This is a genomic window from Rhodocytophaga rosea (genome assembly GCF_010119975.1).
GTDB lineage: Bacteria > Bacteroidota > Bacteroidia > Cytophagales > 172606-1 > Rhodocytophaga > Rhodocytophaga rosea.
In genome coordinates this window covers 8,029,486-8,042,330 of sequence record NZ_CP048222.1, presented here as the reverse complement: position 1 = coordinate 8,042,330, position 12,845 = coordinate 8,029,486, and the positions used below count along the sequence as shown (strand labels likewise).

Annotated in this window: 10 protein-coding genes; 9 read left to right on the top strand and 1 reads right to left on the bottom strand. The window is 41.7% G+C overall.

Annotated elements, in window-relative coordinates; translation table 11 throughout:
• Nucleotides 1-214 precede the first annotated feature (214 nt).
• Nucleotides 215-1,549 carry a sugar MFS transporter gene (locus GXP67_RS32935; protein WP_162447053.1) on the top strand — a complete coding sequence of 445 codons (1,335 nt, stop codon included), beginning with the start codon at nt 215-217 and terminating at the stop codon, nt 1,547-1,549.
• 12 nt (nt 1,550-1,561) lie between these two features.
• The gene (gene nagA / locus GXP67_RS32930) at nt 1,562-2,761 is read left to right on the top strand and encodes an N-acetylglucosamine-6-phosphate deacetylase (RefSeq protein ID WP_162447052.1); all 1,200 of its coding nucleotides are present in this window, start codon (nt 1,562-1,564) and stop codon (nt 2,759-2,761) included.
• A gap of 617 nt (nt 2,762-3,378) precedes the next feature.
• Here the strand turns inward: nagA and GXP67_RS32925 are convergent.
• Nucleotides 3,379-4,782 carry an apiosidase-like domain-containing protein gene (locus GXP67_RS32925; RefSeq protein ID WP_162447051.1) on the bottom strand — a complete coding sequence of 468 codons (1,404 nt, stop codon included), beginning with the start codon at nt 4,780-4,782 and terminating at the stop codon, nt 3,379-3,381.
• A 261-nt stretch (nt 4,783-5,043) separates the two neighbouring features.
• Here GXP67_RS32925 and GXP67_RS32920 point away from each other — a divergent pair, with 261 nt between their 5' ends.
• The 7 genes from GXP67_RS32920 to GXP67_RS32890 all read left to right on the top strand — a co-directional run bounded on the left by GXP67_RS32920 (nt 5,044) and on the right by GXP67_RS32890 (nt 12,602).
• Nucleotides 5,044-6,465 (top strand): Gfo/Idh/MocA family protein, encoded by a 1,422-nt coding sequence (locus GXP67_RS32920; protein WP_162447050.1) that lies wholly within the window; start codon nt 5,044-5,046, stop codon nt 6,463-6,465.
• A gap of 166 nt (nt 6,466-6,631) precedes the next feature.
• Entirely contained in the window at nt 6,632-7,381 is a 750-nt protein-coding gene (locus tag GXP67_RS32915; RefSeq protein WP_162447049.1) for a glucosamine-6-phosphate deaminase, read from the top strand.
• Nucleotides 7,382-7,417: 36 nt separating this feature from the next.
• Nucleotides 7,418-8,680: an Nramp family divalent metal transporter gene (locus GXP67_RS32910; RefSeq protein WP_232064736.1), complete on the top strand. Its 1,263-nt coding sequence runs from the start codon at nt 7,418-7,420 to the stop codon at nt 8,678-8,680.
• 13 nt (nt 8,681-8,693) lie between these two features.
• On the top strand, nt 8,694-9,710 hold the full coding sequence (locus GXP67_RS32905; RefSeq protein WP_162447048.1) for an NAD-dependent epimerase/dehydratase family protein: 1,017 nt from the start codon (nt 8,694-8,696) through the stop codon (nt 9,708-9,710).
• Nucleotides 9,711-9,772: 62 nt separating this feature from the next.
• Nucleotides 9,773-10,846 carry a dihydrodipicolinate synthase family protein gene (locus GXP67_RS32900; RefSeq protein ID WP_162447047.1) on the top strand — a complete coding sequence of 358 codons (1,074 nt, stop codon included), beginning with the start codon at nt 9,773-9,775 and terminating at the stop codon, nt 10,844-10,846.
• 63 nt (nt 10,847-10,909) lie between these two features.
• Nucleotides 10,910-11,389, top strand: coding sequence for a hypothetical protein (locus tag GXP67_RS32895; protein WP_162447046.1), 480 nt, complete (start codon nt 10,910-10,912; stop codon nt 11,387-11,389).
• 58 nt (nt 11,390-11,447) lie between these two features.
• Entirely contained in the window at nt 11,448-12,602 is a 1,155-nt protein-coding gene (locus GXP67_RS32890) for an amidohydrolase family protein (RefSeq protein ID WP_162447045.1), read from the top strand.
• Nucleotides 12,603-12,845: the final 243 nt, after the last annotated feature.

The following is a 12,845-nucleotide window of genomic DNA, read 5'->3' as shown; positions in this document are numbered from 1 at the left end:
TAAATTTTTTCATCATTGATAAGAAATAAAGAATCAATAACAGCTTTTGCAGAAGCCACCTTATATAACCTTTGGGTCAGCACTGGCCTTGTGCGGGTTGTATAGTGTGGCGGATGTAAAAGCAGGGCCTCTCCGGCCCAGGAGGAGAAATGCCTCTGCGCACAATATCAGATTTAACCGAGTGACCAATTAACTTAGCCTCCACCTTACCCTCATGACTTCACAAGCCGCCGTAGTAGATGTACAATCCCTAAGCCGACGAGATACCATTATTTCCATTCTCATTATAGGCGTATTGTTTTTTATTTTCGGCTTTGTATCCTGGGTAAATGCCATTCTGATTCCTTATTTCAAGATTGCCTGCGAACTCACCAGCTTTCAATCCTATCTGGTTGCTTTTGCCTTTTACATATCTTACTTCATTATGTCGGTACCGGCATCCTATCTGCTAAAGGCAGTGGGGTTCAAAAAAGGGATGATGTTTGGCTTCTGGGCGATGGCCACGGGGGCTTTTATATTTGTACCAGCTGCCTATACCCGTACTTACGAAGTGTTTCTGCTAGGATTATTTACTATTGGCATAGGGTTAGCCATTCTGCAAACTGCCGCCAATCCCTATATCACGATTCTTGGCCCCAAAGAACGGGCGGCCCAGCGCATCAGTATCATGGGTATTTGCAATAAAGCCGCTGGTATTCTGGCTCCCCTCCTGTTTGCGGCTGTCATTCTCCGGCCAACCGATACAGATCTTTTCAAGCAACTGGCTACCATGAACGACCTGGAAAGAAACGCTGCCCTGGATGAACTGATCCGACGGGTGATTGTGCCTTATGCCACCGTAGGTAGTGTGTTATTTATATTGGGTTTAATGGTTTTTTATTCTCCCTTACCCGAAATTAATACCGAACAGGAAGATTCAAGCCTGGCTGCTAACAATGCTGGCAAGAAAAGCATTTTCGAGTTTCCACACCTGATACTAGGGGCCATTGCCATTTTTTTACACGTAGGAACCCAGGTTATTGCCATTGATACAGTCATTGGCTATGCTAACTCCATGGGAATTGATCTGCTGGAAGCCAAAGTATTTCCCTCTTATACACTATTAGTCACCATTTGCGGCTATATTCTGGGTATCATCACTATTCCCAGATACATCCGGCAGGTGAATGTATTCCGGATCTGTGCGCTGTTGGGAAGCTTATTTACATTACTTATTATTTTCGCCAGCGGTTCAATTACATTTTTAGGTCATACCACTGACATTTCCATCTGGTTTGTAGTACTCTTAGGTTTACCCAATTCCCTTGTCTGGGCTGGTATATGGCCTTTGGCATTAGATAGCCTGGGACGTTTTACTAAACTTGGTGCCTCTATTCTGATTATGGGATTATGCGGAAATGCAATTATGCCGCTTTTCTATGGGTATTTCGCCGATCTGTACAATGTCCGGACAGCTTACTGGGTACTATTCCCTTGTTATCTGTACCTGATGTATTATGCCTTTTACGGACACAAAGTAAGAAGGTGGTCTTTTGAAAATAACCTATAACCAGCCAGTACTATGCACTCAATCCTAAAAATATTTAACGGAAAAATTATTACGCCTTACCGGATCATTGCAAATGGAACGATAGTTGTTTCAGAGGGCAAAATCAGAGAAGTGAAGGAGGGGAACATTGAAGTGCCTGATGCGCTTGAGATTGATACCGCCGGAAAATATATTGCTCCTGGGTTTATTGACATTCATATTCATGGAGGAGGTGGACATGATTTTATGGATGGAAATGCAGATGCTTTTTTGAAAATAGCCGAAACACATGCACAATACGGGACGACTTCTATGGTACCCACTACGCTCACTAGCGAAAAAGAAGATTTATTCCAGACCTTAGCCTCTTACGAGCAAGCCAAAAAGCAAAATTCTAAAGGCGCAAAATTATTAGGAATGCACCTGGAAGGACCTTATTTCGCCCTCAATCAACGGGGTGCCCAAGACCCCAGGTATATCCGCAATCCTGATCCCAACGAATACAAAGATGTACTGGCCAGATCGTCTTCCATTTTGCGCTGGAGTGCTGCCCCCGAACTCCCGGGAGCCATCGAATTTGGGAAATACATCCGCTCCAAAGGAATATTGGCTGCTGTTGCCCATACAGATGCCATTTATGAAGACGTATTGGAAGCCTTTGAAAATGGATATAGTTTGGCTACGCATCTGTATTCGGCCATGAATGGGGTCACCAGACGGAATGCTTTCCGCTATGCCGGAACCGTAGAAGCCGCTTTTCTGATTGATGAAATGGACGTAGAGATCATTGCGGATGGGGTTCATTTGCCTGCGCCTTTACTCAAACTAGTTTATAAAATCAAAGGTCCTGGCCGGACTGCTTTAATCACTGATGCCATGCGGGCTGCCGGAATGCCTCCCGGAGATAGTATTCTGGGTCCGCTGAAAAATGGCTTAAAAGTAATTGTGGAAGATGGTGTAGCGAAACTCCCCGACCGGACTTCCTTTGCTGGTAGTGTTGCCACCGCAGACAGACTAGTTCGAAATATGATAAACCTGGCTGGTGTTCCTTTGCCTGAAGCTATTCAGATGATCACTTCCACGCCCGCCAGAATTATGGGTGTTGAGAAAAACAAAGGCTCCCTCCTACCCGGTAAAGATGCAGACATAGTTATTTTTGACGATCAGATTACTATTGATACTACCATCGTGAATGGGAATATTGTGTATAGTAGAGAATTGGCTGCAGTGTAAGTAATCAACTGCAACTGTATCCTAATGGCTGCGTTGAGGCAATAAAATAGAAATCTAATATTAACAGATTGCAGATATTGATATTCAAAGCTTAATGCATTGCTGAATGTTCTTTAACCCAAAAAGAATGTCCAATTCCTGCATAACATTTATATATAGGTAATTCTAATATGAGGAATAAAATAATAAGAATTAAACACCAATATTTTATCCATTGATTTTCACTTAAAACATTGAAATACTGACCTAAAAAATTCACAATATATAAGATGCAAATAGCAATAGTAATTGAATAAAAAATAGGTTGATATGTATATATACTTTCTCTATAAAGTATTTTCAAATTCTCATTATCAGATTCAAGTACTTCCCTAAAAATATGATAATCTTCATAAATTCCTTCTTCATCACGAAAGTAGGACAGGTACAATATAAAGAGAGGAAATAAAATCACTATCAACTTTGCTAATAATGTAAAAACTTTCATTGATTTTATCTTTTTACTATAGTCATAAAAATTAAGAATAAAATTGCAGTAAAAACCACTCTTACTGCTCATAACGAGATATATAGTATTAACAAATCGACTGTTAAATAACACTGAAGAATGCTTGCTACTATCTTGTAAGCAATCCTGGTTCTGGTAATTTTAAATCATTATCATCAAAAACAATTACCCAATCTTCTTCTGAAGGAGGCGTAATGCCAAATTTTTCCCGTATATCAGCCACACCGATCCGGAGGGCTGTTCCGGTATGTGGATTGAACCAGTGCATACGCATAGGTTTGCCGGTCATTTTCTGCATATTCAGATAAATGGTGCGGTTTCCTTTCGGAATATACATGATGTATGTGCTATTGTCGGAGGCTTTGGCGGCACATACATAATCCAGTTCGCCAAACGTACCTCTGCCGGATAAAACAATGTCATTACTCTGATCGGGTACTAATTTTTCCCAGGCTCTGGATTCAAATAACCGGAAACAGGATAATACCTGCTTCATTCCGGTAGTGCTCATCAAGGGCTTCCAGTTTTTAAAATAATAGCTGCTGTTCCCAATCTCCCCCGAACTGAAAGAAGTTCCTTTACACCCATTTAATAATCCCTCATACATTTTCCGCCTGATCCACTGGTAATTTTCATTGTCGGCATAGTGGGGCACATCATGTTCGTAACTCTGGTCGAGTTGAATGATCATTTTCCCTTTGTTATACTGGGCTAGTTCGGTTTTATACTGTGGACCTCTTTCCATCAGAATGGATTCTGTCCACACATATAATCCGTCAATATCCATCATATTACCAAATCTGGGATGATCCGTTGACCAGATTATACCCTTATTCATATCAAAATGCCCGGACCATAGATGTTCCGTATCATATGTTCTCACGCCCTGAATCATGTTATTTTCATACGCAAAAGTTTCACCTTCCGCATTATTGTCACCACCAGCTATCCACATGATATTTTTCGTGTTCTTATAGCGTTTTCCTATGAATTCCCCATACTTCCGCATTTTCAGGGTATCGTTATGCTCGCTTTTCATTTCATCCCACCAACCCTGCGAAGGATCTCCCGGATATCCTAGATACACCGGCAAAGCCATCACAAAAAAGCCTTTTTGTTCGGCCATTTTTAAAAACCGGTCTACATGCCCAAAATAAGTTTCGTTGGGTGTAGAAAAATCCCATTTTACAAGCAGCGGCGATATACCTTGCCAATACGGCGGATTTCCTCCCATCTGGGAAGGTGCATTGCTGAGGATAGAAGTCATTACCGTATTGAATCCCTTTTGCCTGAGACTATCTAAAAAAGCGGCTTCGTCTTTTTCTGAGAGTGCCTGTATCAATCCCCAGGCTGAAAATTCTTTGATCAAAAAGGGCTTGTTATTCTGGTCAACAAGGTATCGTTTATTTTCGCTGAGTTTGAGAGGGAATGCTGTTTGCGCCTGGGTAACAAGCGGAAACAACAAGGATACCATTACAATAGCAAACAGCATTATTTTCATTTGAGAAAGCATATCGGTTATGTTTGAAAATAGTGCGATAAAAAGCCATTTATCTACCATCTACTGTAAAATCAGCGTCTGCGTAATAGGCAGTATCAGCAAATATGCCATCAGGCCAGCGCATTTAACACTCAATTTCCTTAATTTTTAGTCCATCTCATTGAAATTTGGATGATTAATGTATAGATTATGACCGAATATATACAGTGTTCCTGTAAGAGTACTCATTCATGGTATAATTTGAACAAATACGCTATATCTAAACCCAAAGAGATGAAAAATAACCGCAGAGATTTTTTAAAAGTGACTGGCCTGGTTACCGCCAGTATGATGGCAGGCTGTGCCAGCAAGAGCGATACGGCGAATGCCAACGATCAGAATAAGAATCAGGCACAGGATACCAAATCCACCTATAAACAGCAGTTTAACATGTCTGGGTATGCGGCTCCTGCCCTGGAAACGGTTCGGATTGGTTTTATCGGTTTAGGAAACCGGGGGCCTGGGGCTGTAGAACGCATGAGCCATATTGAAGGGGTAGATATTAAAGCTTTATGTGATCTGCGGCCAGAGAGAGTGACAAATGCGCAGAAAATTCTGGAAAAAACCGCACACAAACCTACTACCTATTCCGGCAATGAGAACGAGTGGAAAAAGCTCTGTGAAAGTAAAGATATTGACCTGGTATATATTGCTACACCCTGGGCTTTGCATACCCCCATGGCTGTATATGCCATGGAGCAAGGCAAACATGTGGCTACTGAAGTTCCGGCTGCCAAAACGCTGGAAGAATGCTGGCAACTGGTGGAGGTATCTGAGCGCACCAAAAAGCATTGTATGATGCTGGAGAACTGCTGTTACGACTTCTTTGAACTGCTTACCCTGAATATGGTTAGGCAGGGATTTTTTGGAGAAGTGATTCACGGAGAAGGTGCATATATCCATGATCTGCTGGAACCCAATTTTAAAAAGGAAAGCTACTATGACATGTGGCGCCTGAAAGAAAATTTCAGAAATGGAAACCTGTATCCTACCCACGGCTTAGGACCCATCTGCCAGATTATGGATATTAACCGGGGCGATAAAATGGATTACCTGGTAGCTGTTTCCAGCAATGATTTTTCGATGGGGCCGCTGGCAAAAAAACTGGCCCAAACAGATGAGTTTTATAAATCCTATGCCAATAAAACTTACCGGGGAAATATGAATACCACCACCATCCGCACCAGTAAAGGCAGGACTATTATGTTACAACACGATGTTTCTTCTCCCCGTCCCTATTCACGGATTCACTTGGTAAGCGGCACTAAAGGCGTAGCTGTAAAATATCCGGAACCTGCCAAAATCGCAACCGGCCATGAATGGGTATCTGAGAAAGAATTTAAATCGCTGGAAGAAAAGTATACACCGGCTATTACTAAAAAGCTGGGCGAAATGGCTAAAAAAATTGGCGGCCACGGCGGTATGGATTTTCTCATGGACTGGCGCCTGGTCGACTGCCTGCGGAATGGATTGCCTCTGGATATGGATGTGTATGATGCAGCCCTCTGGAGTGCGGTAGCCCCATTGAGTGAATGGTCGGTGTCCAACCGTTCTAATTCCATAGATGTGCCTGATTTTACCTCAGGTTCCTGGAAAAGCAATAAGCCAGTAGATATTTCATTGCAGCAAGGTGGTACAACTCCAGTGAGAGTATAAAATGGTTGTTAGTTATTCGTTGTTAGTTGTTGGTAAAACATTCATAGTTTACAAATGAGCAGATACCTACTACTGCATAAATAGTTTAATTGAATCGGACTATGTATTTACCAATAACATTCACTATCAATCCAGCATAAAATATAATACGAACAACCACTTATTTATGAATATTCACATTGCAAATACACCAGCCGAATTAGGACGGGAGGCAGGACTTGCCGCTGCTGAACTGATCCGGAATACGATTAAAGAAAAAGGGAAAGCCAATATAATACTAGCCACCGGTACCAGCCAGTTTGAAACTTTACAAACACTTATTACTCAGCCAGATATAGATTGGAGCAAAGTGGTGATGTTTCACCTGGATGAATACATTGGTTTGCCTATTACGCATGGTGCCAGTTTCCGGAAATACCTGAAAGAACGGTTTATTGATAAAGTTCCCTCTTTACAAGCGGCTCACCTTATTAATGGAGAGAATGATGCCATGGCAGAATGTAAACGACTGGGAGAAATTATCCGTCAGCATCCGGTAGATGTAGCGCTGGTAGGAATTGGTGAAAACGGACATCTGGCTTTTAATGATCCTCCGGCCGATTTCGAGACAGAAGAACCATACATTGTTGTGGAATTGGATGAGCCCTGCCGCAAACAGCAATTAGGCGAAGGCTGGTTTCCTACGCTGGATGATGTGCCCAGGCAAGCGATCAGCATGTCTATCAAACAGATCATGAAATCAAAGCATATCATCTGTTCGGTGCCAGACAGCCGGAAAGCGGTAGCCGTTAGAAATTCTCTGGAACAAGCAGTAAGCAATGCCGATCCGGCCAGTATCTTACAACAACACCCGGATTGCAGGTTTTTCCTGGATACGGCTTCAGCTGCTCTTCTATCTGCATCCAAAGTGAAATAACCAGATAAAAATCGTGTACCAGTAAAAATTGAATATTTGAAAACAGAACGTTCTGCTCCGGCAGTGGTAGATTCCTCGCAGGCTTCAAATAGTGTATTTGTTTCTGCAAAAAAATGGCTATTGTCCCTGGGGCCAGGTATTATTACAGCAGCTTTAGTATTTGGCCCCAGCAAAATGACCATTACTTCTAAACTGGGTGCTGTATATGGCTACAGCCTGTTATGGATAGTTGCGGTAGCTATATTCTTTATGGCCATTTTCACTGCGATGGGAGCAAGAATTGGAATGGCTACCAGGCAAACCCTGCTGAGTACCATCCGTCAGAAATGGGGAAAAACGGCAGCTATTGCCATAGGCTTAGGTGTATTCTTTGTTACCACTTCTTTTCAGGCAGGAAATTCAATTGGCGTAGGCATCTCCATTGCAGAAACCAATAATACTTCTCCGGTGGTTTGGATCATTGCTTTTAATGTGATTGGTATTGTTTTACTTTTTTTCAGGGGGTTTTACAAAGTACTCGAAAAGCTGATGATTTTCCTGGTAGGCTTGATGCTGTTTGCTTTTATTACTACACTGTTTCTGGCCAAACCTGATTTTTCCCAGGTAGTCACAGGATTTATACCTGCTATTCCGGAGGGTTCTTTCGGACTGGTGATTGCCTTTATGGCATCCTGTTTTTCAATTGTAGGCGCTTTTTACCAGTCCTACCTGGTGCAGGAAAGAATGAAAGCCAATCCGGAAAAGGTTGAAAAACGCAATGACAGCATTACTGGTATCTTGATATTAGGCATCATGAGTGCCATTGTACTCATCTGTGCTGCGTCCGTTTTGCATACCAAACAAATTCCGGTAAATAATGCTTCTGACATGGCTAAAGCCTTAGAACCACTTTTCGGAAAATATGCATCTACGCTTTTTCTGGCCGGCTTATTTGGTGCTTCTTTTTCCTCTCTGGTTGGTAATGCTACGGTAGGTGGTTCTTTACTGGGTGATGCACTGGGTTATGGCAGTAAATTGGATTCAAAAGTAGTAAAAGGGCTGATTGCCCTGGTAATGATCATTGGAGCTAGTATCGCTATTATCTTCGGTAAACTCCCCCTGGAACTCATTGTATTTGCGCAGAGTGTAACCATTTTTCTGGTTCCTTTTATTGGCATTGCCATGTATACCGTTGCCAATGATGGCCAGATTATGGGTTCTTACAAAAATTCTCCTGCTATTAAGATTCTGGCCGGGTTAGGATTGTTGCTGATTATTTTGCTGGCCATAAGCAATGTAAAAGAATTGTTCTTTAAATAAGTAGCTATTTAAAATGAATTCATTAGAAACACTGGAAAGAGAGCTTTATAAACCTTCGGATGCCTTAATCACCGACATACAACGTCTGGAAGGAGATATTATCATTTTGGGAGTGGGAGGAAAAATGGGGCCAAGTCTGGCTAAACTTGCTAAACAAGCCATTAAACAGGCTGGCATTAAAAAAAATATCATTGGCGTTTCCAGGTTTTCAGATCGTGAATTACAAACTGAACTGGAAGCCCATGGTATTCAAACCATTGCTGCAGATCTCTTGAATGATGATCAGTTACAATCATTACCGGAGGTGGCTAATGTTTTGTATCTGGCAGGTACCAAATTCGGAACTACCGGAAAAGAATCGTTTACCTGGGCGATGAATGCCTATTTACCAGGCAGAGTGGCTGAAAAATACAAACTTTCTCGCATTGTCGCTTTCTCCACGGGTAATGTATATCCTTTCATGCCAGTTCAGAGTGGAGGTCCTTCAGAAGATCATCCTACCGGGCCAGTAGGTGAATACGGGCAATCCTGCCTGGGCAGGGAACGTATTTTTCAGTATTTTTCTACAAGGTATAATATTCCAACTTTACTTTACCGGCTCAACTATGCCATCGATTTTAAATATGGCGTTTTGCTGGAAATTGCCAGATCAGTGGAAGAACAAAAACCCATTGATCTCACAACTGGAAATGTAAATGTAATCTGGCAGGGAGATGCGAATGAAATAGCTATAAGGGCATTGCATCATTGCCAGGTGCCTGCCAAACTATTAAATGTGACCGGCCCTGAAACCATTTCTATTCAATGGCTGGCTACCCAGTTTGGAAAATTACTGGGAAAGAAACCAGTTTTCATAAACGAAGTGCAACCGACAGCGCTTTTGAATAATGCTTCACAGGCGCATCGTTTATTTGGGTACCCAAATGTATCTCTTCAGCAAATGATAGAACTAACTGTGATGTGGCTAAAAGAAGGCGGAAAAACCCTGGCCAAACCGACACACTTTCAGGAAAGGACTGGTCAGTTTTAGTGTATGAATGAGCTACGAGAAGGTATTGAGGCCCTACTTCTGTTTTGAAAATTTGAGTATCTATGAAAACATCAGCATTACAAGCACCAATTAAAGCATTATTACACCAGGGAACTGTCATTCCTGCGCATCCATTGGCATTGGATCAGAACCGGAAACTGGATGAGCGGCAGCAACGAGGATTAACCAGGTATTATATGGCCAGTGGTGCCGGAGGTGTAGCCGTTGGTGTGCATACGACTCAGTTTGAGATCAGAGACCCGAAGATAAATCTATATGAACCTGTATTGAAGTTAGCTGCCGAAGAAATAGCAGATGCCGGTTTGAAACGTCCATTCATCAAAGTCGCAGGAATTGTTGGTCCAACACAACAGGCATTAGCCGAAGCAGAAATAGCTTTAACACATGGATATGACCTGGGTCTGCTCAGTATGGGCGGATTGAAAGACTGGACCGAAAAACAGGTTCTGGACCGGGTGAAAGCAGTTGCTGATATTATTCCGGTATTCGGCTTTTACCTGCAACCCTCTGTGGGTGGCAGAATATTCTCGTATGATTTCTGGAAAGAATTTGCTGATATTCCGAATATTCATGCGATAAAAGTTGCATCCTTTAACCGCTATCAAACCCTGGATGTTGTCCGGGCGGTGTGTGCCTCCAGCCGTCGGGACGAAATTGCGCTTTATACTGGAAACGACGATAATATTGTTGCCGACCTCCTGACTACCTACCGGTTTACAATTGATGGTAAAAAAATAGAAAAAACCTTTGTCGGCGGTTTGCTAGGTCATTGGGCGATATGGACCAAAAAAGCGGTCGAACTCCTGGATGAGATTAAACATTGCAAGAAAAATGGATATACCAGAATGGAAGAACTCCTGACCAGAGGCATAGAAATTACGGATGTAAATGCTGCTATGTTTGACCCGGCACATGATTTTCATGGCTGCATTCCTGGCATTCATGAAATACTGCGCAGACAAGGCTTGTTAACTGGCAGGTGGTGTTTGAACCCAGCCGAAGAATTATCTCCCGGACAATTAGAAGAAATAGACCGGGTCTATGCCATGTATCCGCATCTGAACGATGATGCTTTTGTAAAAGAACACATCACACAGGAAGCCAGAGCATTGTAAATTTCTAGGATTATATGAGTTATGAGCAATACCCCTTTCGATAAAGAGATCTACAGATCAGAAATGAGACAACTTGTAGATGAGGCAATATTAAAAATCAAGACAGAACATCCAAGCTATATTATTTATACGGCCAGTATCTGGACAGATGCAGAATCTGCGGCAAGTGCAGTTAATTTTGATAGCGAAGAAAGTTCAATACAAAAAGTAGCTAAAAGTAATGAGTGGAACAAAAAGCATTATGAGAGATTACTAAATGAAGGTAATATTGACCAGGCACAACTATACTTACCCGAAGAAGGAAGGAATACCAATCCAGCTGATTTTGAACTGAGAGATTATGTGGAACTCGATAATAAATCGTTTCAGATAAATTGGGAAAGTGAAACTGATGGAGAATGCTGGGATATTTTAGAACATGAGTTAAAAGAAATTGGGGAGTATGCGTTTGTAAAGATTAAACAATTGAATATTCATGCGGACTTTGAATTAGCAGTGAATGGTAGGCAGGATTGGTATGAATTTACCTGGAGAGTAGATTAGTTGCTAAATATAGATACTAAAATAGCTTATGAACTTTTATGATTAACAAATTACTCCAATGACTAACCTAAATCCCTATCTCCGCATACTTACTTTCACTGCACTCTTATTAGGTCAAGCCTGCTCAGAAAAAAACAAAACAGACTCTGAGGCAAGTACCACTGATTCTACCCAATCTCCTACCGAAGAATATTATTCCCTGGAGGATTTTAAAACGGTTAAGAAAATTGATACACATGTTCACATCCGGACATTAGATACTTCCTTTTTACAACAAGCCAGGGAAGATAATTTCCGTTTGCTCGATATCAGTGTAGATGGTTCCGCTTCTCCTACGGTGGCACAACAGCAAGCCACCGCCTTTAAGCATCTGGAGGCTTTTCCGGAACGAACTTCAGTGGCGACTTCTTTTACTGTAAGAAACTGGAATGATCCCAGGTGGCAGGAAAAAACATTAGCTCACCTGAAAGATGCTTTTGAAAAAGGAGCAATCGGCGTAAAAGTATGGAAAAACATTGGCATGGAACTGCGGGATAAAAACGGAAAATTTGTTATGATCGATGATCCCAGGCTGGATACCATTCTGAACTTCATTGCTAAAAATAATATTACCCTATTGAGCCACCAGGGAGAACCTAAAAATTGCTGGCTGCCTATCGAGCAAATGACAGTAGAAGGCGATAAAAGTTATTTTAAGGAACATCCGCAGTACCATATGTACCTGCACCCAGAATATCCATCCTATGACGACCAGATCAATGCCCGGGATAATATGCTCAAAAAACATCCGGATCTCCGGGTCGTAAGTGTGCATTTAGCCAGCCTGGAATGGGATGTAGCTGAGATCGCCAAACGTCTGGATACCTATCCGAACCTTGCTGTAGATATGGCTGCCCGGATTCCGCATTTGCACAACCAGGCCGAAAAAGACTGGCAGAAAGTGCATGATTTTTTCATCAAATACCAGGACCGGATTCTGTATGCGACCGATTTCGTAATTAATTCAGACGAAAAATCTGAAGATGTAAAAAAAGGGACACATGAAACCTGGTATAACGACTGGAAGTTTTTTGCAACCAATGAATCATTAACAAATGCCAATACTGAAAAGGAATTCAAGGGATTACATTTACCTAAAGAGGTAATAGATAAAATCTACCGTACAAATGCTGAGAAATGGATTCCAGGCTTACAAAAGAATACTACACTTTAGCACTTCTTAGATACCAAATACTGTTACATTGCTTACCTGGTTGATATTGACTATTTCTGCTTGATTGCACCTCAAATAATAAAACAAAAAGAGCGAACAATTTTAAGTTGTTCGCTCTTTTTGTTTAAAAGCTACTCAGGCAACTAATAGCATGAAACGCTATTGACTGTTTTCACTTGTACCGGGTATAGCCGGATAATATCTTATTTTTTCATTGCAGAAGTTTAGGCGCTACCAGAGCAA